The sequence below is a fragment of the Gordonia heveisoli genome, from assembly GCF_030315745.1.
Classification (GTDB): Bacteria; Actinomycetota; Actinomycetes; order Mycobacteriales; family Mycobacteriaceae; genus Gordonia.
This window is the reverse complement of record NZ_JASXSH010000025.1, coordinates 31710-54441: the sequence shown is the minus strand read 5'-3', so window position 1 is coordinate 54441 and position 22732 is coordinate 31710. Positions and strand designations below refer to the sequence as shown.

General features: G+C 67.0%; 19 protein-coding genes. 11 read left to right on the top strand and 8 right to left on the bottom strand.

What is annotated here, in order from left to right; genetic code table 11:
* Positions 1 to 66: 66 nt before the first annotated feature.
* The 8 genes from QSJ18_RS18095 to QSJ18_RS18060 form a co-directional block, all read right to left on the bottom strand.
* Positions 67 to 912 carry an HpcH/HpaI aldolase/citrate lyase family protein gene (locus QSJ18_RS18095; protein ID WP_286328029.1) on the bottom strand — a complete coding sequence of 282 codons (846 nt, stop codon included), beginning with the start codon at positions 910 to 912 and terminating at the stop codon, positions 67 to 69.
* Between the two features lie 171 nt (positions 913 to 1083).
* Entirely contained in the window at positions 1084 to 1455 is a 372-nt protein-coding gene (locus tag QSJ18_RS18090; RefSeq protein WP_286328028.1) for a hypothetical protein, read from the bottom strand.
* 168 nt (positions 1456 to 1623) lie between these two features.
* On the bottom strand, positions 1624 to 2391 hold the full coding sequence (locus QSJ18_RS18085; RefSeq protein ID WP_286328027.1) for a copper chaperone: 768 nt from the start codon (positions 2389 to 2391) through the stop codon (positions 1624 to 1626).
* Complete coding sequence (locus tag QSJ18_RS18080) at positions 2388 to 4484, bottom strand: DUF7868 domain-containing protein (protein ID WP_286328026.1); 2097 nt, start codon at positions 4482 to 4484, stop codon at positions 2388 to 2390. The genes QSJ18_RS18085 and QSJ18_RS18080 overlap by 4 nt, the downstream gene beginning before the upstream one ends.
* A gap of 13 nt (positions 4485 to 4497) precedes the next feature.
* Positions 4498 to 5640 (bottom strand): hypothetical protein, encoded by a 1143-nt coding sequence (locus QSJ18_RS18075; RefSeq protein ID WP_286328025.1) that lies wholly within the window; start codon positions 5638 to 5640, stop codon positions 4498 to 4500.
* Between the two features lie 33 nt (positions 5641 to 5673).
* Positions 5674 to 6090 carry a hypothetical protein gene (locus QSJ18_RS18070; RefSeq protein ID WP_286328024.1) on the bottom strand — a complete coding sequence of 139 codons (417 nt, stop codon included), beginning with the start codon at positions 6088 to 6090 and terminating at the stop codon, positions 5674 to 5676.
* A gap of 27 nt (positions 6091 to 6117) precedes the next feature.
* The gene (locus tag QSJ18_RS18065) at positions 6118 to 7359 is read right to left on the bottom strand and encodes a hypothetical protein (protein WP_286328023.1); all 1242 of its coding nucleotides are present in this window, start codon (positions 7357 to 7359) and stop codon (positions 6118 to 6120) included.
* Positions 7356 to 9800 (bottom strand): hypothetical protein, encoded by a 2445-nt coding sequence (locus tag QSJ18_RS18060; protein ID WP_286328022.1) that lies wholly within the window; start codon positions 9798 to 9800, stop codon positions 7356 to 7358. The genes QSJ18_RS18065 and QSJ18_RS18060 overlap by 4 nt, the downstream gene beginning before the upstream one ends.
* Before the next feature lie 317 nt (positions 9801 to 10117).
* On the opposite strand from QSJ18_RS18060, the gene QSJ18_RS18055 reads away from it, so the two are divergent.
* From QSJ18_RS18055 to QSJ18_RS18005, 11 genes are all read left to right on the top strand, one after another.
* Positions 10118 to 10810: an AfsR/SARP family transcriptional regulator gene (locus tag QSJ18_RS18055; RefSeq protein ID WP_286328021.1), complete on the top strand. Its 693-nt coding sequence runs from the start codon at positions 10118 to 10120 to the stop codon at positions 10808 to 10810.
* A 160-nt stretch (positions 10811 to 10970) separates the two neighbouring features.
* A complete protein-coding gene (thpD, locus tag QSJ18_RS18050; protein ID WP_286328020.1) occupies positions 10971 to 11870 on the top strand; it encodes an ectoine hydroxylase in 900 nt (299 codons plus the stop codon).
* A gap of 176 nt (positions 11871 to 12046) precedes the next feature.
* The gene (locus QSJ18_RS18045) at positions 12047 to 12787 is read left to right on the top strand and encodes a GntR family transcriptional regulator (RefSeq protein WP_286328018.1); all 741 of its coding nucleotides are present in this window, start codon (positions 12047 to 12049) and stop codon (positions 12785 to 12787) included.
* 174 nt (positions 12788 to 12961) lie between these two features.
* Positions 12962 to 13375, top strand: coding sequence for a RidA family protein (locus QSJ18_RS18040; RefSeq protein ID WP_286328017.1), 414 nt, complete (start codon positions 12962 to 12964; stop codon positions 13373 to 13375).
* Positions 13376 to 13401: 26 nt separating this feature from the next.
* Complete coding sequence (locus QSJ18_RS18035; protein ID WP_286328016.1) at positions 13402 to 14124, top strand: GntR family transcriptional regulator; 723 nt, start codon at positions 13402 to 13404, stop codon at positions 14122 to 14124.
* Positions 14121 to 15362, top strand: a complete 1242-nt coding sequence (locus QSJ18_RS18030) for an NAD(P)/FAD-dependent oxidoreductase (protein WP_286328015.1) — start codon at positions 14121 to 14123, stop codon at positions 15360 to 15362. Before QSJ18_RS18035 ends, QSJ18_RS18030 begins: the two co-directional genes overlap by 4 nt.
* Before the next feature lie 48 nt (positions 15363 to 15410).
* Positions 15411 to 17057, top strand: a complete 1647-nt coding sequence (pruA, locus tag QSJ18_RS18025) for an L-glutamate gamma-semialdehyde dehydrogenase (RefSeq protein ID WP_286328014.1) — start codon at positions 15411 to 15413, stop codon at positions 17055 to 17057.
* A gap of 32 nt (positions 17058 to 17089) precedes the next feature.
* Complete coding sequence (locus tag QSJ18_RS18020; protein ID WP_286328013.1) at positions 17090 to 19126, top strand: oxidoreductase; 2037 nt, start codon at positions 17090 to 17092, stop codon at positions 19124 to 19126.
* A gap of 22 nt (positions 19127 to 19148) precedes the next feature.
* Positions 19149 to 20546 carry a protoporphyrinogen/coproporphyrinogen oxidase gene (locus QSJ18_RS18015; RefSeq protein ID WP_286328012.1) on the top strand — a complete coding sequence of 466 codons (1398 nt, stop codon included), beginning with the start codon at positions 19149 to 19151 and terminating at the stop codon, positions 20544 to 20546.
* A complete protein-coding gene (locus tag QSJ18_RS18010; RefSeq protein WP_286328011.1) occupies positions 20539 to 21300 on the top strand; it encodes an SDR family NAD(P)-dependent oxidoreductase in 762 nt (253 codons plus the stop codon). Before QSJ18_RS18015 ends, QSJ18_RS18010 begins: the two co-directional genes overlap by 8 nt.
* Positions 21301 to 21305: 5 nt before the next feature.
* A complete protein-coding gene (locus QSJ18_RS18005) occupies positions 21306 to 22667 on the top strand; it encodes an MFS transporter (protein ID WP_286328010.1) in 1362 nt (453 codons plus the stop codon).
* The last annotated feature ends 65 nt before the right edge of the window (positions 22668 to 22732 follow it).

Sequence of the window (22732 nt, the reverse complement as noted above, 5' to 3'; positions counted from 1 at the left end):
TTGTGGGGGGGGGGGGGGGGGGGGGGCCCCCCGGCCCCCCCCCCCCCCCCCACCGCGGTCGGCGGGTCAGTCTCCGGTGTGGTTGGCCAATACCCGGCGCGCGGTGACCGCCAGCGCCTCATCGAGCATCCGGCCGTCGAGGGCGGCGGCACCCTCGCCTCGGGCGGCCGCCTCCGTCAAGGCCACGAGTACTCGGCGGGCGTCGGCGACCGCCTCGGCACTGGGTGTGAACAGGTCTGTGGCCGTGTCGATCTGGGCGGGATGGATGACCCAGGTGCCGTCGAATCCAAGATCGCGGGTCCAGATCTTCGCCGACCGGAACCCGTCGTCGTCGGCGATGGTGAGGTGCGGGCCGTCGATCACCGAGATGCCCGCGGCGCGAGCCGCGACCAGCAGCGCATCCTGGATGGGATGCCAGACCGTCCGGGGTGCGCTTGCGGGTCGGCCCAGGGTGGCCCCCAGGTCGGCGTAACCGAGGATCACCGCGTCCAGGCGCGGGGCGTCGCGGCAGATGTCGTCGACGTCGCGGATGCCGACAGGCGTCTCGATCAGCGCCTGCAGGCGTGCGGGGCTGTCGCCGAGTTGCTCGGCGGCGTGCGCCAGTTGGGCCGCCGACTCGGTCTTGGGCAGCACCACGGACGTCAGTGCCGGTCCCATCTGTGCGCAGGCCGCGAGATCGGCGTCGACCCACGGGGTGTCGAAACCGTTGATGCGGATGGACGTAGGGCGGGTCGTCCCGAACTCGGCGACCAGCCGGGCCGCCGTCGTGCGCGCCGACTCCTTGTGGTCGGGCGTGACGGCGTCCTCCAGGTCGAGGATGACCTCGTCGGCGGCTGATGACAGCGCCTTGCGTGCTTTGCGTTCGTCCGATGCGGGGGCGACCAGGGCTACTCGTCGGCGGATGGTGGGCACGGGGGGGGGGCGTCTCCTTGCTGGGTGGTGGCACGGAGTTGATCGGATCAACCAGTATTTTCTATCACCGATTTGAAAATCTCGGCAAACGGTGTGTGGGATATACGACAGCCGGGACGATCCGCGTGTGGCGCGTATCGTCCCGGCGGGCATCAGCGGTGGTGGCGGACCTCAGTTGGCCTTACGCAGGCAGTCCGCGGAGGCGCCGGGGCCGGCCGCGTCCTTGTAGATGATGTCGCCGCTGGAGATGTCGACAACCGAGCAGGCGACTCCGCCGCCGGAGTAGCTGATCACCGACGCGCCGAAACGGTCGCCCGAGGTGATGTCGTTCTGAATCACGCTCTCGGTGTCGCAGATCGTCGAGGTGGTGCCCTTGGGCCAGGTGACGGTGGCGCAGTTGCCGTCGGAAACGGCGACGACGACACGGACGTCTCCGCCGATGGTGTACTGGCCGGGGGTGGCCTGGGCCAGTCCGGCTCCGGCTCCGAGGCCGAGTGCGGCGGCCGAGACGGCGAGGGTGGTGGCGATGCGTCGGGGGTTCATGGTGTGCTCCTTTGGGGGTGTGCCGTCGATACAACCGGCCCGAACGCCACGGCGAAAGCCCCGGCACCGGCTAATCGTTCAGCCGGATGGCATGAGTTCATTCGATTGAATTGCGCTGCACCCGAGCCGATCCGGCTGACGTCGAACGACGGAATGACGCCGGGGAACTCAGTGCCCGCCATGCGGTTGCGGCAGCGCGCCGATGCCGGCACCGTACGCGCTCAGCGTCAGCACGGTCGCGAGGATCCCGACGCCGACCGTGCACCACCATGCACTGCGGTGGGTGAGGGGACCTCGTCGCTCGCCGAGTACCACGGCGGCGGCCAGCACCGCGACGATCAATCCGTGCTGGACCATGGCCAGCAGCATCAGCGCCCACGAGGTGGCCACGCACCGGCCTGCCATCGCGACGCCGGCGACGACGCAATCACGATCGGCGCGCCATCCGGACAGGGCCAGTGGTCGGGTGGCCGAGCATCGTGCGAGACGTCGCCGATGACCGTCTCCCGAGGCGACGCCGATCGCCACCAGGGCGGCGGTCGCCACCACCGGGATCCGACCGAACACCGAGGCCGCCAGATGGCCGATGCCGACCATCGCACACCCGACCACGGCCCACACCCCGAGATATCCGACGAGGTAGGCGCCGATGGCACGGTAGCGGCGCGTCCACAGACTCGACACCGCCAGGTGATGGCACCGGTCAAGGACGAGTGGTGCCATCATCGCGCATGACATGGCCACCGCACCGATGGCAAGGCCGATGACTCCTGGATGTGCCGACCCGTGGGTCATCAGACCCGGGTTGCCGACAAGAGGTACGAGCATGACCAGCCAGCCGAACTGCGCCACGACGTACACCGGCCACTCCGGATGGTGCCAGTGCAACTGGGTCAGCGGTCCGACGCGTCCGCCGAGCGTCGTGGGTGGAGTCATGCGTAGAACACGCTCACGCGTCCGACTTTGACGTCCCCAACTCCGACGTTGCCCGCCGAGTCCGGCGCCGGTACGAAGGTGACGTCGAGTTTCGTCGAATCCCATTGGCCGGCAACGGCGAGTGCACGCGCGATGCGTGTGATGTCGAAGGTGGTACTGACTCCGCTACCGCCGTGCCCGGTGTCGGCGCGGGAGGCCTCGACGACCCCGAACATGGTCACCGCACCGGCTTGCCGGTCCGGATAGTCGGCCGGTCGGCCGCCCGGGGGGATGTTCAGGTAGACGAAGACCCCCGCGGTGTGTACGCGGGTGCCGGTGATGTTCTCCAGTCGGAGGTAGACGCGGACGCCGTCCGGAATGGCCTCGGACTGGCGCAGCAACTCCGCCGACGGACCGGCCGGAGCACCTAGGCTCACCCTGGCCGAGGTGGGTTGCGGTCCGAGCGGAATCGCCTCGAAGCTGGCACCGACGAGTTCAGGTGGCCGGGCCGGACCCTCGCCCGCGCCGCCGGTATCGGCTTCGAGAGCCACCTCGGGAGTCGGGGTGATCGGCATGTCCGAGTACCGGTATCCGAGTGGTGCGCTACGCGGATCGAGCAGGTCTCGAGTTCGGATCGTGGTCAGCGCCGCGCCGGCTCCGAGGCGCCAGGTCACATCCAGCCAGTCGGTTTGGGTGGGATTGGCTCGGCCGGATCCGCTCCGGAGCCAGGCTTCCCACAGCCGGTCGATATTCGCGTGGTGCAACCAGAAGATCGCGTCCTCGGCCGCCGTCTCGAACTGGCCCATCAGACCGCCGATCCGGCTGTGCACCCAGCCATGTGGTCGGGATTCGAGTAGCCCGCGTCCGCCTCGACCGTCGCTGCCGTCGTGGTGCGGTGCGGCGACGCGGCCACCGCCGAATCTGGGGACGAAGGCCTGCGGATCGGTGAACAGGGTCTCGTTGAAAGCGGTGTCGGTGTCGACATCGTCGGTGGTGAGCGTGAGGGTGGCGGCGTTCATGGACACCGGGACGCCGTTCACGGTGCCGGCGGCGCGCTGCGGTTCGAACAGTGGATTCGGCGAGCCATCGGGCAGGGTGCGTTCGCGGAACGCAGGCGGCAGTTTCAGGACGTCCTGGCGCCGGGTGGGGTCGCTGTAGTTCCAGTAGGGCAGTGCCCAGTCGGCCGGGCCGCCGAGACGCTGGATCTCGGCCCGGACAATGCGTTCGAAGTGATGGAGGTAAGCGCGATGCCATGGCAGGAAATGCCAGCCGTCGTGCTCACACTGATTCCACCGCGCGCCGGCCGGCCAGGTGGACGGCCGATCGAAGACGCCGTGCAGGTGCCCAAGGTGCCTCCACGCCAACGGGTCGGCGGGATCGGTGCGCGCCTTGAGTGCACCGACGGCACGGGCGTACCACAGGATGGTCGGATGCCAGGTGCTGGTGATGCTCAGACGCCAGACGTCCTCGCGTACACGCACATCCGGGGTCGTGGGCGGTGTGGGCGTGGGGGTCGGCGTGGGCGTGGGGGTCGGTGCCGGGGTGGGAGCCGCGTCCAGGGAGAGGAGTTCCGGCCAGGTCTTGGGACCGATCTTGCCGTCGCGGACGAGACCTCGACACGCCTGGAACATCATGGTGGCGATCTCGGTGCCCTGGCCGAATTTGCAGTCCACGACCAGCGGATCCTGTTTGATCTGCGCGAGCCTGCCGCGCATGGTGACCATGAACTGCCGGGTCGCGCTACTACGGTCGCTACAGGTCTCGGCGCTGTCTCGATATCGGGCGAGGAACACGTTGAGCAGCGTCTGCGCGCGTCCGACCCAGGGATTGGCCGAATGCGCCGCATCACTGCCACGGAAGATCAGCGGAGGCGTCCCGGCCACTGGTCCGCCGCATCCTACGACCCCTTCGCCCTGGGCGGCCGGTGCCGGGTCGAAGAAGTGTTCACCGCCGAAGGCGGTTTCGCTGCCGGCCGGCTGCTCGCCGCCGACGAACGGCGACGCCGCCCCCGGTGTCACCGTTTCGGCCTCGGCCGGATCGGCGAACGGCGAGCGCTCACCCCAACCCGCGTCGGAGGCCTGTGACTGGGTGCCGGTTCCGTCCAGATCTGGCATGGCGCACCTCGTCTCAGCGTCGGACTGCCGGTGCCGCCGTCTGCACCAGCGTGATCGGGGTGGCCCGCTGCTTGAGCTCGTGACCGGAGGCCGCCGCCCATTCGGTGATGACCCTGCGCACCTCGACGCCGAGCGGGCGCTGCCCTGGCGGTAGCGGGGGGACGGCGGGGGGCGTGGTGTTCTGATAGAGCAGCCAGGACTGGCCGCTGCCGGTTATCCACCCGCCCTCGATCGCGCGCAGCATCAAGGACAACTCGGCGGACATCGAAAAGAACTGGGCCGCCTTGGAATGCGCATTCAGCCGGACACGTTCGCCGATGACCTTGAGCCGGTCGGCCGAACTCGTCGCCGAGGCCCTCAGGTCGATGACCACCGGGGTGTTGGAGCTGACGGTCAGCTCCGCCCAACCCAGCGCCGTCGTCGCGGCGAGTTCCTCACGCGCAAGCACGCCGTTGATCCGCCGGGAGCGCAGCATGAAACGGATCTGCTCGGCCAGACGGTAGATCCGGTCGTCATCGGTGGTGTTGCCTGCGACCAGGTTTCGAACATTCTCGATGGCCCGCCACAGCTCGAACAGCAGTTCCTCGAACAGGGCGACGAAGCCGCGGTTGGATGCCTCGGCCTTCTCGAAAGGATACGGGCCGTTGGCGTCGGTGCCGTGCGCGAGATCCATGCCGAACATACGGAAGTAGGCGTTGCGTCGCACCGCCTCGGCGTCGGGACGCAATCCGCTGGTCGACAGCCATGCGGGGAACGGATTGTTGGCGTTGAACAGCAGGGCCTCGGTGACATCGAGCCATCGCTGGGTGGCCACCGAAGGGACACCGAGGCCTTCTCCGGCGCGGAAGGCGCGCACCACGCGGCCGAGGATCTGTGCCGCGCGGGTGTTCTCGATCGCATAGGCGTAGATGAGGTGATCCCAGGCTGGTTCGGTCGGCAAGGGGACGCCGGCGAATGCGCCCAGATTGAACAGCGCAGCGCGGGCGGGACCGGCCGGGGACGTCGGCTGGGACCAGATGTTGGCGGTGTCCCAGACCTGTTCCATCCGCAGCACGAGGTCGAGCGGATCCGCGGTCAGCACCATGGCCTGAGCCTGCGCGCGGGGATCGGGGCCCGCCAGCGTGCCGGCGATTTGATCGACGAGTTGGGGGATCACGATGCGCTCCTGTCGGGACGGGGTGTGTCAGGCCTAGCGATTCTCGGACCGGTAGTCGGAGATCGGTTCACCGATGAAGCCGACCGGGCCATCCCAGTCGGTGGTGAGGCTGTTGAAGTCGAGCGGGCTCCGATCGCCCAATGCGGTACGGATGGCGCCGAGCGCTCTGGCAACGCCCGGTGCGAGCGGCTCGTAGGTGGTCGGCGGGGCGAACTGGCGCATGGGGGTGAGGGATTCGGCGACCTCGGCGATGCCTTTGACGACGCCGTCGAGTTCGCCGACGACGCCCAGGGCTGCCCAGATACGCGCGGACTGATCCTGGGTGTTGTCGTTGAGGTCCTGCAACGAGGCCTCGACGCCGGCCAGCCCATCAGCCAGCCCGGACAGCTGTTCCTCGACGCCACTGATGCGGTGATCGAGACTCTTTACGGTCGGATTCTTGTTGTCCACGGCGAGTTCCTCCTGATCTGTGACGGCTCACGCGGCGACCGGACGGGCACTGAACCAGCGCTGCGCGCGATCCACCCAATCCCCACCCCGGCCGGGCTGTTCGGCTTCTCGAAGACCTGCGAGCGCAACGATCCGAATACCTTCGGTCCCGCGCCAGTGCGGCGAGGTCCACAACGCCGGTCCGGTCAGACGCTCCAGTTCGGACAACGCCTGCGGGGAAACCCGTTGCGGGTCGGCGACGGTGGTGATCGACCGGCCACCGAGACCCGGGACCGGTGCGGACAGACAGGCTTCGGCGATGGCACGGATCCGGTCGTGTGAGCGTCGGAGCAATGGGGCGGTCGACGCGTCTGCGGTGGCCGGTGAGTGGGCGGAGATCAGCGCCCGTTCCAGCTCATCCCACGGTCCGGTGCCGAAGGCGTTGCGGCACATGGCGACACCGAGCAGCACCCGTAGCCAACCGATCGGATGTGGGTCACCCAGCGGCCAGCGCAAGATGGTGCGGGGGTCGGCGACGACGTCGTAGAGTGCCGGGACCGCGGCGTACCCGGTGAGGCAGAACGCGTAGACGTCGGCCGCGATCTCACTACTCCACGGCTGCCACATCGCGCGCAGGGCCGGGTCATCGGCGAGCTCACGGCCGAGAGCGGTGCGGACGGAGTCGTTCCAGTTGGTGAGGTGGGCGACCTGATGGCCTGTTTCGTGGAACAGTGAGGTGGGGCGATACAGGTTGTGGCGCACGATCTTGACGGCCGCGACCGGATTGACCGTACCCGGATCCCACAGGCGGATGCCGGCTCGAATGATGCTGGCGCCCAGTCCGTCCCCGATATAGGTCAACACCGGCGGGACCGGGATCCCGGTCCCGGTCAGCGCGGTCTCGATGCTTTGCGTGGCGAGCTGGTCGAGGGTGGCCATGGTGGCCCGCAGCCCGGGACTGGTACGTGAGTTCACCGCGGCGCCGAAGAAGGCCAAGGTTGTTTCCACCTGTAGGTATCGACGCCGGAAGTTGTCCACCGCCGACTCGGCGACCGAAGCCTGGGTCGGTTGGGTGCGGGCGAGGCGAACGGAGTTCTCGGCGGCGCGGCCGGCGCGGATCAGCTCGTCGACGGTATGCGCGAGGCGCGTCCGCACCGGGAGCCCGACAGTCTGCTCCAGCGAGTCCCACGCCTGGCGGCTGGCGAAGGACTCCGCATCCAGGCAGGCGCGGGTCGCGCCGAGCCAGTGTTGCAGCTGACGGTCGAGGTCGTCGACGAGGGCGGCGGTCATGGCCGATGCCGTCCCGGGACGACGCGGATGTCGACGGCCGCCGCGTTCGGGGTTGCGGCCCGGAGACCTTGCACGGTGATCAGCACGGTGACACCGCAGCGCGCGTCTTGAGTCGCACGTACGAACTCCTGACCGTGTGACCGCGTCCACGACGACAATGCGGTACCGGCGGCCGCGTGAATGCGGCGGCGTAGCGCGGCGCGTTGGGCGGGGGCGACGCGGTGATGATGACGCCGCGGCGGGCGGCTCGCCCAGGCGCGGCGCTCCATCTCGTTCTCCCACTGTGCTTCCCAGGACCGCTCCAGTTCGGATTCCCCGCGACGCAGTGCGAACCCGGTGGTCGGCTTCGGCTGTAACCGCATGCGCACGGCGCCGTCACTCCGACCGACCGCTCGGCCGGAGGCGCGCAGGGCGGCGAGGAGTGCTTTGAGCAGCACCGGACTAGTACGGTCGGCGGCCATCGCGGCCGCGATCTGCTGGGCGTCGGGTTCGGCGAAGTAGAGCGCGAGGCGCGCCCGATCACGACCGACGTCGATGCGCATGCGCCGGTCGCTCGGCGTCGTCGCATCGCAGTTCGTCGTCGAACGGGAGACCGGTGCGGCGGCCACCGGCGACTGTCCGACCGGCCGTAGGCAGAAGAAGCGCTGTCCGACCGCGATTCGATGCCGAGACTGCAGGAACCGGGACGGGACGTCGACACCCAACTTCGGTTCCCGCAACAGGGTGGTCGCCGCGGCGGTGGTGAGGGGATGGAGTCGGCCGTAGGCGCCGCGAGTCTCACCCGGCCCCAGCAGATGCTCCATCCGTGCGAGGGTCGGTAGCGTGGTACCGATCCCGGCCTCGAAGATCTCGACCCGGAAACGTGCCGGCAGCACGAATCCGCGTGCGCGGAGCGCGGAGTCGAGAGTGGTACCGCCGAAGGTCCGAACCGCTGCGGCCTGTGCGGCGGTGACCTCGATCTCGGGGGTGCGGGTGAACTTCTTGTACGCGTGTGGGGACCGCGGGTGCCGCGTGACGAACGTTCCGCCCAGCGTCGGTGCGGGACGCAGATCCGGGCGGACCAGCGGGGCGGGGAAGTTCGCCGCCACGGCCTGTTCGAAGGCCTCGGCGACGGCCAATTGCATCAGGGTTTCGTCCTCCAGGACATGATCGGGCTGCTCGGCCACTCGACGCACGGTGTCCTCGACGGTGGCCGCGAGCATCGCCGGCGCCGTCTCGGCTTCGAGGCTGCCGCCACCGGACTCCAGTCCGATGACACCGAGCCCGACATCCACGAGTGATCGGGACAACTGCTGCGCCAGCGCGGGACCCACCCATTTCGAGATCAGTCCGGCCACATATTTGGCCAGGAAATTGACGACTTTGCTACGACCGATCAGGCGTAGTCCCAGTTTGAGGGCGGGCAGGATCGCCGGGATGAACTGCTCGGTCACCGGACCGAGATCGGCGTCGGGGCCGGCGGACTGCACCCCGGTGATGAAGCGGCCACGGGCTGCCGCGAGTCGTTCCAGTTCGGTGCCCTGCCCCGTCTGCTCGGCCGCACTATCGGCCGGTCCGAAGGCCTCGCCCTCCTCCGCCTCCGGGCTGACCACCGCCTCGGCGAGCGCGGCGTCGAAGGATTCGGCGAGTGTCTCCGGGTCGAGTACGCCCACCGGTGCTCCCGCAAAACCCTCGGCGAGGCTCTCCTCGGCCGCCTCCTCCTCGAGTTCGTCGAACGACTCGGTCTCGGCGATGCCCAGCTTCGCGGCGAGGCCACGTGCCGTGGGTTGCAGCGCGGCGGGCAGGCGTCCGATCGCCATCCCGAGGACGCGCCGGAGCAACGGCTTGACCAGACCCTTGAGCTTGTCGAGGATCGGTCCGAGGAACGGTAGTTTGCCGACGACATCCGATGCGACGCGAGCGACGCTCTTGACCACCGATTTGGCCTTCTTGATAAGCCCACCGAGGAACTGTTCGCCGGCCGGGGACAACGATGCCGGACCGGGATCGAATCCTTCGAGGAGTCGATCGAGTTCGGCTTCGCTCATCGTTTCCGGTGTCGTGTGCCCGACATGGTCGATGAATCGCTGGATGCACTGCTCGGCCTCGGATTCGATCGGGCCGAGGTGCGCGGCCGCGAGCTGTTCGCGCCGGTCGCCGACACCCTCGAGGGCCTCGCCATGACCTTCTACCGATGCCGCTTCGGAGGTTTCCGCGACCAGCTCCGCAAGGGCCTCGTCGAAGGCCTCGTCGCGGAACTCCTCGAAGGTGTCCACGAATTGATCGGTGAGTTCGTCGGTGGCAGCGAAGCCGGTTCCGACGGCCTCAGCGAATGGTGACGGGCTTTCCGTCCACGGCAGCAGCCCGACCGTTTCGGGTTCCTCGGTCTCGGCCGTCGGCTGGAGTTCGGCGAACGGGGTCTCCGGTAGCGCCGACAGGATCGATGACTGGTCGGTCGACATTGCGGTCCTCCGTGTCGTTCGGAGTGTGGAACTCGGGTCATTGCGGGTGGTGCCGGTCGTCGGACAGCCGAGCCGGGTCGCCTGCAGTGAAATTGTCCGCGTCGGTCCGAGTCGATCCGTGTCCGCGATCGTTTGTCGTGGATGCGCCGAATCTGGCCGAAATGTCGGCTTTCTCGTTCTCTGTGCGTCCTGAATGCGTCCGGTAGGCGTCGCTTCACCGTTGCCTGCCGTGGCGTCTTGCGGGCTGTCCGCCAGGCGCGGATACTCAAGTCCGCGCGCATGAACGGGAAACCTCACCGGGGGTGAAGGGCGACGCCATGAGTGCTGCAGGCATCCGGCGGGTCGGCGTACTCGGTCGATTGTCGTTGACGCCTGAGGAACAGTTGCCCACCGCAGCCCGGCGCGCCCTCGCCTATCTCGCCGTCCACGGTCCCGTGGTGCAGCGGGGCCTGATGGGTATGCGCCTGTGGCCGGCGATCTCCGAAACTCATGCCCGTGCCAATCTGCGTCGCGCGATCTGGCAGATCCCCTGCGACTGGGTCAGCGCGTCATCCTGGGAGATCCGGATCGACGCACAGGTGGACCTCGATGAGGCCAGGCAGGCCGCCGATGCCGCGCTGGCCGGTGCGCCGCTGGACGTCCGCCAGATAGATCTACTGAGTCGGGACCTGCTTCCCGGTTGGTACGAGGAGTGGCTCGCCGACGACCAGGACGCCTTTCACCTGGTGCGGGTGCAGGGGCTGGAGGAGGCGTGCCGAACCTCGACCCACCTGCGACAGTATGGTCTCGCGACGCGCGCGGGACTGGCGGCGGTGTGCGCCGAACCGCTCCGCGAGTCGGCGGTCATGGCGCTCATTCGCGCTCACCTTGACGAGGGAAACTGCTACGAGGCGTGGCGCCGTTACCGGCACTACCGGGACGTGCTGGATGTCGAACTCGGCGTCGAACCGGGACCGGAGGTGACCGCGCTGGTCGACGGTCTCGGTGGGGGCCGCGCCGGCCGGGGATGAGGTTCCGGCGGGTGAGCTGCGCTCCAGACAGGGTGATACGCAGTTGGTTTGTCCTCGACGAGATTGCCTGTCAGCCTCGAAGGTGGCGCCGATCGCGCCGACGACAAGTGAACATGCGGTCATTGATGTGACATTGATGCCGATTGAGGGAAAGGATCGAATGATCGTGACAACTCAAACAGCAACCGGTCCGGTCGACGTTTATCGCACGCGACTGTCCGCGCCTGTTCCGATGGAGCCGCGACCACATCCGGTGGTGTGGGGCGCGCCCGACGATCCCGGCCCGTGGGCGGCCGAGGATCTGAGTTCCTATGCGGCACGCGGGTTTCACCAGCGCAGTGACGTGCTCGACGCCGAGGACATCCGTCACTGCCTCGACGAGGTCGCCGTCATCGCCGACCGGCTCGGCGCCGACGACCGTGTCATCCGCGAATCCGACGGTGGCACAGTGCGGTCGCTCTTCGCGGTCCACCAGCTCAGTGATCTGGTGGCCGAGATCTGCGCCCGCGACGACATCGCCGGGGTCGCACGACAGGTCCTCGGCGACGACGTGTACATCCACCAGAGCCGGGTGAACCTCAAGCCGGGCTTCGCGGGCGGACCGTTCTACTGGCACAGCGACTTCGAGACCTGGCACGCCGAAGATGGTATGCCCGCGCCACGGGCGCTGAGTGTATCGATCGCGTTGACGCCCAACCACTCCTACAACGGTGCGCTGATGATCATCCCCGGCTCACACCAGAGTTTCGTGAGCTGTGTCGGAGCCGCCCCGGACGGCTATCACGACGAGTCGCTGTCCTCGTATCGACCGCCGTTCGGTACCCCCGAGGAATCCGAGGTCACCGTGTTGGCGGACACCTTCGGCATCGACACGGTGACCGGGCCTGCGGGCTCTGCGCTCTACTTCGACTCGAATTGCATGCACGCGTCATCCGGCAACATCACGCCCTATCCGCGTAGCAACCTGTTCGTGGTGTTCAACGCGAAGTCGAATGCGCTACGAGAGCCGTTCGGCGCCACGCGACCGCGGCCCAACTATCTAGCGCACCGACCAAGGTAGGTGCGTACGGGGGGCATGCGTCCGCGGTCGGATCATCTAGCGCACCGACCAAGGTAGGTGCGTACGGGGGGCATGCGTCCGCGGTCGGATCATCTAGCGCACCGACCAAGGTAGGTGCGTACGCGCGGTACCCGTGTCCGCATCGGCGATCGGTCGCGCACGGGTACTGTTTGGTTGTGTCTGAAGCGGACCTACCGACTCGCGCCGACGAGTCTTCCGGACCTGCCGTCTCGTCGACGGTCGCCGCTTCACCGTTGGCCGACCAGGTATTCGAGACCCTGCGCGGCTGGATCGTCTCCGGTCAGCTCGCACCGGGCTATCGCCTGCGGGTCCGCGACATCGCCGACCTGGTCGGGACGAGCGTCATGCCCGTCCGCGAGGCGATCCGACGGCTGGTCGAGTCTGGACTGGCCATCCACGAGCCGTATAAGGGCGCCCGGGTGCGCGGGCTCGACACGGCCGAACTCGAACACGCCTACGACGTCCGGATCCTGCTGGAAGGCGAGGCCGCCCGACTCGGCGCACTCGCCGCCGCCCCGGCCGTCGCCGATCGCATGCAGGAACACTACGCGATTATCGAATCTGCCACTGCCTCAGGCGATGTCACGGGATCTCTGCATCATGACGAAGCGCTGCTCGACGAGCTGTACCGCGCTGCGGGCAATGAGATCATTCGTGACATCATCCACGGTCTGTGGGACCGCTGCCGCCCGTACAAGGCGCTGTGGGCAGGCGGACCAGACCGTCTCGGCCATGTCGAGATCTGGTCGTATCAGCCCGAACTGATCGCCGCTGTCCGGGTCAACGACGCCGACACTGCCGAGCGTGTGGTGCGGGCGTCATACGAGAACGCCAAGACCGCGATCCGGAAGATCCTGACGGTCGACGGCGCCGCACCGGCCCACTTGTCGCGCTGACATCCTCCGTCGGGCGATTCAGCCGGGCGTGACGGCGGCCTATCCGTCGGCTCCACCTCGGGACTTCAACCTCAAACCCCGTGGCGATATGTGATCACAACTACTTGACTGGGATATGTGATCACATTTATGGTGGGCTGCATCACAAGCCGGAGACCATGGAGGCAAGGTCACATGCAACAGTCCGTCACCGCCACGACCAGCGCGGACAGCCGCGAACTCTTCGACGTACCGACGAAGAGCTCGGCGGCCCCGTACTCGTCCGCCGTCGCGTTCGGCGACCTGGTCTGGACCAGCGGGGCCCTCCCGATCCGTCGCGACGGAACCGTGCCGGACGACTTCTCCGAGCAGGTCCGGGTGGCGCTCAGCAATCTCTTTGACGCACTTCAAGCGGGCGGCGCCGACTGGTCGACGGTTCTCAAGATCAGCGGATTCGTCGACGACATCGAGCTGCTGCCGGCTCTCAACGAGGTCTACCTCGATGTCATCGGACCGTATGGGCTGCCGGTGCGCACCACCGTCGAGGTGTCGAGGTTCCGTGGTGCTTCGAAGGTCGAGTTCGACGCCGTGGCCCACCGTCGGGCATGAACCGGACCGAGCGCGAGAGCAAACTCATGACCGACACCATCGGATTCACCTCGACGCCACCGGCACCGGTGCGGCTTGGGCGTCGAGGAGACTCGACCCTCCTGACCGATCAGGTGTTCCATGCGCTGCATGAGCGCATCGCGACGGGGGAGTGGGCGCCCGGGAAGCCGCTGCGGATCCGGGAGGTGGCAACCCTGGTGGGCACCAGCGAGATGCCGGTGCGAGAGGCCTTTCGCCGTCTCGAACAGGCCGGGCTGATTCACATCGAGCCGTATCGAGGCGCGACCGTCCGGCAGTTGAGCATCGAGGAACTCGAACACACCTACGACGTTCGGATCCTGTTGGAGCCGGCGGCCGCGCGGGCGGGCGGAGAGTATGCCGACGACCGGGTTGTCGATGCCATGCGCGGCCAACTGGATCGGTTGCAGCAGGCCTCGGCCCGCGGCGACGTAGCAGCTGCGGTCGCCGAGGACGAGCAACTCCTCACCACGCTGTACACGGCCGGGCCGAATCAGTTGCTGACCACCATGGTTCGCGGCCTGTGGGATTCATGCCGGCCCTACAAGAACATCTGGGCGGCGAACGCAGCCGAGCGCGGCGTGTCCACCTGGAGTCATCTCACCGATCTGATCGACGCGGCCGAGCGCAATGACGGAGTCGCCGCTGCCGGGATTCTCGACCGTACCTATCGATCCGCGCGGTCAACCGTGCGCGAATTGCTCGACCCCTCAACAGAAAGCAAGTCATGAAGACCACTGTTGTCGGTGCGGGAGTCGTCGGACTCGCCTGCGCCTATGAACTATCCGAACTCGGGCACGACGTCACTGTCGTCGATGCCGGTGCAGTCGGTGCGCAGGCGTCGGCCGGGAATGCGGGCTGGATCACGCCATTCTTATCGACGCCACGAGCCGCGCCCGGAGCTGTGCGAGATGCGTTCGCCAGCTTCACATCCCGTGAGGGTCCGGCGCGGATGCAGCCGCACCTCGAACCCGGTTTCGCCGCCTGGATCCTGTCCTTTCTGCGCGCCAGTTCGCGTAAGCGAAACGCCGCGGGTACAGCTGCGCTGCAAGAGTTCTCCCGCGGAGCACTCGACCACTTCGATGCGTTGCTCGACCGCGGTGTCAGCTTCGATCAGTACACCGACGGACTCGGTGTGGTGTTCAAGCAGGAACGCAATCTCGAGCACTACGAACAGCTGGCAGGCCGCATGCGTTCGCTCGGCTACCAGGGCGGACTCTCGGTATATCGCGGCGACGACGTGCGGGCCTTCGAGCCTGCGCTGCATCGGGACATCGCCGGTGTGTTGCATCTGGAAACCGAACGCCACGTGCGTCCCGAGACCCTGACACAGGGATTGGCCAAATCCCTGGTGGCCAACGGCGGAACCGTCGTCGAACACGACAGGGTCACCACGATACGGCGCGACTCGAACCGCGGTTGGCTGGTCGCGACGGAGTCCGGACGTGATCTCCGCAGCGATCAGGTTGTGGTGGCCGCAGCCTATCCGACGCGTGAGCTGCTGCGTCCGTTGGGAATCAAGGTTCCACTCGAAGCCGCCAAGGGCACCAGTATGACCGCATTTGGCACCGGTGTGGCGCCCACGCATCCGCTCAAGCTGTACGAGAACATGGTCGCCTGTTCCCCCTTCGGCAACTCGGTCCGACTGTCCGGGACCTTCGACATCGGTGTCCGCAACCACGAACTGAACCACAAGCGACTGGCGACGGTGATCCGGCAGGGACTCAGCTACCTCGACAACTGGCGGCCCACCGACGTCGAGGTCAAATGGGTCGGGCACCGTCCGACGACTGTCGACGATCTGCCGGTGATCGGACCGGCCGACGGACAGGACGGGCTCTACGTTGCCACCGGGCACGGCACCCTCGGAGTCACGCTGGGGCCGATCACCGGCGCACTGGCCGCCCGTGAGATCGCCCAGGGCGCCCCATGTAAAGAGCTGGAACCGTTCCGACTCAACCGATTCTGACCCGGACACCACGTCCATCGACCCAACCGATTCGCAAGGAGAAATCCAATGACCGGAGCGTTGCACAATATTGCCGGCAACTTCCACGTCCCCCAGCCGGTGAACGAACCCGTTCGCGACTACTGCCCGGGCTCACCCGAGGCCGAGGCGACGCTGCAGGAGATCAAGCGGATCGGCGGTACTACGCAGTCGATTCCACTGCAGATCAACGGTGAGATCATCGAAACCGAGCAAACCCAGGATGTGGTGTCACCACACGATCATCGCCGGGTTCTGGGCAAGCTCAGTCTCGCGAACGAGGGGCATGTGCGTTCGGCGATCGACGCCGCGCTCGCCGCACGCCGGGACTGGTCGCGCACACCGTGGTGGGATCGACTGTCGGTCTTCTTGCGCGCCGCCGAGTTGGTCGCGGGCAAGTACCGCGACGAGATCAATGCGGCGACCATGCTCAACCAGTCCAAGACCTTTCACCAGGCCGAGATCGACGGGGCCTGTGAGCTGGCGGACCTGCTGCGTTTCAACGCCCACTACGCCGAGCAGATCTACGCCAACCAGCCGCGCTCGACTCAAGGAGAGAACAACTACCTCGACCAGCGTGGTCTGGAGGGCTTCGTGCTGGCGGTGACGCCGTTCAACTTCACCAACATCGCCGGCAACCTCCCGGCGACGGCCGCAATGATGGGAAACACGGTGGTGTGGAAGCCATCCGAGAAGTCGGCGGTGAGCACCGATGTCGTCCGCCGGATCTTCGAGGAAGCCGGAGTGCCCCCGGGCGTCATCAACACGGTGCACGGTGACGGTCGCCTGGTCACCGATGTGGCACTGGCCGACCCGAATCTTGCGGGGCTCAGTTTCACCGGATCGACCGAGGTGTTCCGCAGCCTGTGGAAGAAGGTCGCGGCGAATATCGACGGCTATCGCGGATACCCGCGGTTGGTCGGCGAGACCGGCGGGAAGAATGCGGTCGTCGCACATGTGTCCGCCGATCCGCAGGCGTTGATCACCGGGCTGACCCGCGGCGCCTTCGAATTCCAGGGGCAGAAGTGTTCGGCGGCATCGCGGGCCTACATCCCACGCAGCATCTGGCGCAAGATTGCCGAACCACTGGCCGCGCAGGTTGATTCACTCGTCGTCGGTGATGTCGCCGAGCATCGGACCTTCCTCGGTTCGGTGATCGACGAGACCGCCTTCGACCGGGTGACCGGCGCGATCGCGAAGGCCACCGACTCGGGTACGCACACGCTGGTGGCCGGTGGAACCGGCGACAAGAGCGTCGGCTACTTCGTGCGCCCGACGATTCTGCAGACCACCGATCCCGATGCCTTCACCCTGTCCACCGAATTCTTCGGCCCCCTGCTGACGGTCTTCGTCTACGAGGACAACGACTGGTTGCAGGTGCTCGAGCTCGCCGACCGGACCAGCCCCTACGGACTGACCGCATCGGTGTACGCCACCGAACGCAGCGCGATCGCCCAGGCGCTCGACGTACTGCGCGACGCGTCGGGATATGTCGCGATCAACGACAAACCTGCCGGGATGTCGATCGGCAAGCAGCAGTTCGCCGGTGCTCGGGCATCCGGCACCAACGACAAGATCGGTTCGCCGCTCGCCCTGCAGCGCTGGGTTTCCGGCCGCTTCGTCAAGGAGAACCTGAGCCCCGACACCGACTACCGCTACCCGTACCTGGCCGACTGAGAAGTCCGGCCCACCAGCCCCCGGAGCACGACATGCCAACCAACGACCCGCTGCTGCAGCCGTTCGAGCTCAAGCATCTGCGGTTACGAAATCGCGTGGTGTCCACCGCACATGAGCCCGCGTACGCCGAAGATGGCATGCCCAAGGATCGCTATCTGCGGTATCACGCGGAGAAGGCCAAGGGTGGGCTCGCGCTGACCATGATCGGTGGCGCGGCCTGTGTTTCGCCCGAGGCGCCGGCCTTCGTGAACAACATTGCGCTGTACCGCGACGAGGTGGTGCCCTACCTCGTCAAGGTGGCCGACGCGGTACACGAGCACGGGGCGTTGGTGATGAGTCAGGTCACCCATCCGGGTCGGCGGACCAGCAACTATGAGGGTGACTGGCTACCCATTGTGTCGTCGTCGGGGCAACGTGAACGCGCGCATCGGGCGGTTCCGAAGGCGGCCGAGGATTGGGATATCACCCGCATCGTCACCGCCTACGCCGACGCAGCAGAACGTTGTGCGGCAGCGGGACTCGACGGAATCGAGCTGATGGCGCACAGCCACCTGATCGATCAGTTCCTGTCCCCGGCGATCAACGATCGCGACGACGAGTGGGGTGGCAGTCTGGAGAACCGGCTGCGGTTTCCCCTTGATCTGGTGCGCGCCATCCGCCACCGGGTCGGGGAGGAGTTCGTCGTCGGCATCCGGATCGGCGTCGACGAGGGCCGCGACGGAGGTAATAGCGTCGACGAGGGGATCGAGGTGGTGCGCCGCCTCGGTGAAGCCGGTATCGACTTCGTGAACGTGATCTGTGGCAACCTCGACTCCGACCGCACGATGGCCGAGATCATCGCCCCGATGGGCACACCGTCGGCGCCGCATCTCGACTTCGCCGGGCGGGTCCGGGCTGCGATCGACATCCCGGTCCTGCATGCGGGCCGCATCGCGGATCTGCCGACCGCACGGCATGCGATCGAGGCGGGGCTGGTCGATCTGGTGGGGATGACCCGCGCCCATATCGCCGACCCGCATCTGATGCGCCGCCTCGTCGACGGCGAGGAGGATCGTATCCGTCCGTGTGTCGGTGCCGGCTACTGCATCGACCGGGTCTATGAGGGGGCCGACGCCTTCTGTATTCACAACGCCGCAACCGGTCGAGAGACGAGCATTCCGCACGAGGTGGCGCCGGCGCCCGACTCGAAGTCGACCGTCGTGGTCGGTGCCGGGCCAGCCGGGCTGGAAGCGGCGCGGGTCCTCGCCGAACGCGGGCACCGGGTCACCGTGCTGGAGGCGGCCAGCGAGCCCGGCGGGCAGTTGCTCGTCGCGGCGGCCGCCCCTCGCCGCCGTGACCTGATCGGCATCGTCGACTGGCGCGTCGCCGAATGTCGCCGACTGGGTGTCACGTTCCGGTACAACACTTTCGCCGAGGTCGATGACGTCCTGGCCGAGGATGCCGACGTCGTCGTCGTCGCCACCGGTGGTATCCCGGATGCCGGCACCGTCAAGGGCGCCGACCTCATCACCGACGGCTGGCAGATCCTGTCCCGGGAGACCAATCCCGGTGAGACGGTGTTGCTCTACGACGACAACGGGGATCATCAGGGTATGAACGTCGCCGAGGCGGTCGCCCGTTCGGGCGCCGACCTCGAATTCGTGACACCGGAACGGACCGTGGCCCCCCTGGTCGGTGCGTCGAACTACCCGGCCTATCTCCGGACCTTCGCCGAACAGGGTGTGCGTACGACGCTCAACGCCGAGCTGGTCGCGGTCGCCCGCACCGAAGACCGGAAGCTGGCGGTGACCCTGCGCGATGCGCATGTCGACGTCACCAGCACCCGCATTGTGGACCAGGTGATCGCCGAACACGGCACGGTACCCAACGACGAGCTGTACTTCGACCTCAAACCGCACTCCCGCAACCGCGGCGACCTCGACTTCGGCGATCTGCTCGCGTTGCGACCACAGCACGTGACCCACAACGGCGACAGCCGATTCCAGCTCTTCCGCATCGGCGACGCGGTGACAAGCCGCAACGTCCACGCCGCCATCCTCGACGCCAATCGTCTCTGCCAGGCGATCTGAACCTCACCAAAGGAGTCCAATCATGTACGACGCGATCATCATCGGAGGTGGACTCGCGGGACTCTCCGCGGCGCACCGGCTCCGGCATCGCAATATCTTGCTGCTGGAGAGGGACAACCGTTTCGGCGGTCGGATCCACTCGGAGCGGCGCGGCGAGTACTGGCTCAACTGGGGCGGCCACGTCTACAACGGCCCGGGTTCGGCGACCGGCGAACTGCTCGCCTCCGTCGGGGTCGACTCAACGCCGGTGCCGGGCAGTCTTTCCGGGCTGGCGATGAACGGCAAGCTGATCACCGATGGACGGGTGGAGACGTACCCGTTCCGGGTCCCGATGTCGTGGCGCGACCGCGCCGCACTTGTCAAGGCGGGTGCGAAGGTTCGGCTCAATGTCATGCGCTACGCCAAAATCGCGGCACCGCGTGACGGTGAGGACTATCGGGTTCGGCAGCAGCGGATCTATGACTTCCTGGGCGAGCAGACCTTCAGCGAATTCGTGGGCGAACTACCCAACGACGCCGATGCCCTCTTCCGCCCGACGGTGAGCCGATCGGCGGGCGATCCCGAACAGGTCTCGGCCGGGGCAGGTGTCGGGTACTTCCACCTGGTCTGGGACCGCTCTGGTGGGTTGTCGCGCAACATCATCGGCGGGCCGTCGACGCTGACCGAGACGATCGGCGCCGAGCTCGGCGATCGGGCGAAGATCGGTGCGCAGGCGCACGAAGTGGTGCACGCACGCGATCATGCGATCGTCCGGTACTCCCACGGTGGGACCGAACACGAGGTGAAGGCCAAATATGTCGTGTTGGCGACGACGGCGCCGGTGGCGCGGGACCTCGCCCCCGATCTGGAGTCCGATGTCCGTGACGCGCTCGGCAAGATCGTCTACGGACCGTATGTCAGTGCCGCGTTCCTCACCAACGAGACGACTCGGCAGAAGTGGGACGATTCGTATGCGATCGCGACGCCCAAGCGTGCGTTCAACGTCTTCTTCAACATGTCCAGTACGGCGCGTGGTGCGGAATCGCATCGGCGGCCGGGTAGCAGCATCATGGCCTTCTCGCCGGCACGCTTCGCGCGGCCGCTGATCGATCTGCCCGACGAAGAGATCCTCGATCGCTACTACGCCGATCTCGACGACATCTTTCCGGGCTTCCCGTCGCTGGTGACCGAGGCCAAGGTCGAACGGTGGAAGCAGGGACTGGCGTACTGCTTCCCAGGACGCGGGAGGTTACAGCCGACGCTGACCCGCCGGGGTAGTCGGATCATGCTGGCCGGCGACTTCCTCGGAACGTGGTACACCGAGACCGCCGTACAGTCGGGATTCGCTGCGGCACAAGATATCCTCAGTGCTCTCGCGGTCCCCGCGAGCAGCCCTCAGCTGGAGATAGCTGGGATGGCGGCGGGAGGATCTCATGTCTGATCTCACCGGCAAGGTTGCCATGATCACCGGTGGTGCACGTGGCCAGGGTGAGGCCGAGGCACGGCTGTTCGCCGAGCGTGGGGCCAAGGTTGTCATCGCCGATGTCCTCGACGACGTGGCGGCGGACCTGGCAGCCGAGATCGGCGAGGACCGGGCGCTGGCAGTCCATCTCGATGTCAGCGATCGAGACCAGTGGCAGCAGGCGCTTCAGGCGGGTGTCGCTCGGTTCGGCCATGTGGACGTGCTGGTGAACAACGCGGGGATCTACTTTCACGGCGAACTGGGCGACACGTCGCTGGAGCGGTATCGGAAGCTGATCGAGGTCAACCAGGTCGGCGTCTTCCTCGGGATGCAGACGGTGGCACCGCAGATGGCCGACCTCGGGCGTGGCTCGATCGTCAACATCGTCTCGATCTCGTCGTTCGCGCCGCTCGACCTGACCTCTGCGTATGCCTCGACGAAGTCGGCTCTCCTTGGTCTTTCCAAGGCCGCGGTCGGGGAGCTCGGACCGAAGGGTATCCGCGTCAACATGATTCATCCCGGCGGGGTGGCCACCGACATGGGTGCGCCGGCCGGGGTGGTACCCACAGAATATGACAACGCGCCCCTCGGGCGCATCGGGCAGCCGCGCGAAATCGCAACGGTTGCGGCTTTTCTCGCGTCCGACGATGCATCGTACTGCACCGGAAGTGAAATCCTTGTCGACGGCGGCTGGACCGTCGGCTCACGTAATCCCTGGACCGTTGGGAGCTGATCACCATGACCACTCATTCCGTCATCGACGAGGCGCCGTACGGCCGCTTCCATCGCAAACTCGTCCTGCTCTCCTCGGGCGGCCCCTTCCTCGACGGCTACATCCTCGGCAATATCGGCGTGGTCATCGCCGGAATCGAGACCCAGCTGGGTCTCGGGGCCACCGAACTGGGTCTGGTGGGCGCGGCCGCGCTGGTCGGCCTGTTCATCGGCGGCCTGGGTTTCGGCCGGCTCACCGACATCATCGGCCGCAAGCTCATGTACACCCTCGATCTCAGCGCGCTGCTGGTCGGTTCGATCCTGTGCCTGTTCGTCCAGGAGGGCTGGCAGCTGATCCTGCTGCGGCTCCTCCTCGGGATCGCGATCGGTGCGGACTATCCGATCGCCACCGCCATGTTGTCGGAATGGCTGCCGCGCAAGGAACGCGGACGGTGCATGGGAATGCTGATGGCGTGGTGGTTCGCCGGTGCGGCCGCAGCCTATGTGGTCGGCTTCGTGTTCATCGAGATGCTCGGCGACGACGCCTGGCGCTGGGTGCTGGCGAGCGCCGCGGTCCCTGCCGCGCTCATCATGGTCGCCCGGCACGGCACACCCGAGTCGCCGCGCTGGCTGATCAGCAACGGGCATCGGGATGAGGCGCGCGACAGTATCGAGCAGGCGTTGGGCCGGGTGCCGAGCGAGGAGGAACTCGACATCCTCGCCGAACACGAGTCACATAGCGGCATGGGTTTCACCCACGCGTTCCGCAAGCCGTACGGGCGGCGGACCCTGTTCGTCAGTCTGTTCTGGACCTGCCAGATCATCCCACTGTTCGCGCTCTACACTTTCGGCCCGACGATCCTGGAAGCCTTTGGCATGTCGGAAGACTCGATTCTGGGGTCGCTGCTGATCAGCATCGTCTTCCTGGTCGGTCTGTTCCCGGCCATCAAGCTGATCGACAAGGTCGGGCGCCGACCGTTGATCATCTGGTCGTTCGCGCTCATGGTCGTCCCGCTGGCCGTGCTCGGTCTGTTCCCGAACGCCTCGATCGGCGTCGTAGTCGTCGCGTTCTGCGCCTATGCGCTCTTCTCCGGCGGCCCGAGCATCCTGGAGTGGGCTTACCCGACCGAGTTGTTCCCCACCGAGATTCGCGGAACGGCTGTGGGGGTCGCCACGTCGGCGAGCCGGATCGGCGCGGCGGTCGGCACCTACCTGTTGCCGATCGGCCTCGACCACCTGGGTCTCGGTACCACGATGCTGCTCGGCGCCGGAGTCACCGTCATCGGCCTGATCGTCTGTATCGCCTGGGCTCCGGAGACCAACGGGCGCTCCCTCAACGAGGCCGCCGGCATCGAACCGGCGGTGCCCGCCGACGCGGTGCGAGCCTAGCCATCCCGACCTGGCGGATCCGGGCGCCGACGCCGTCGCCCGGATCCGCCGTCTCCTGTCCCCCC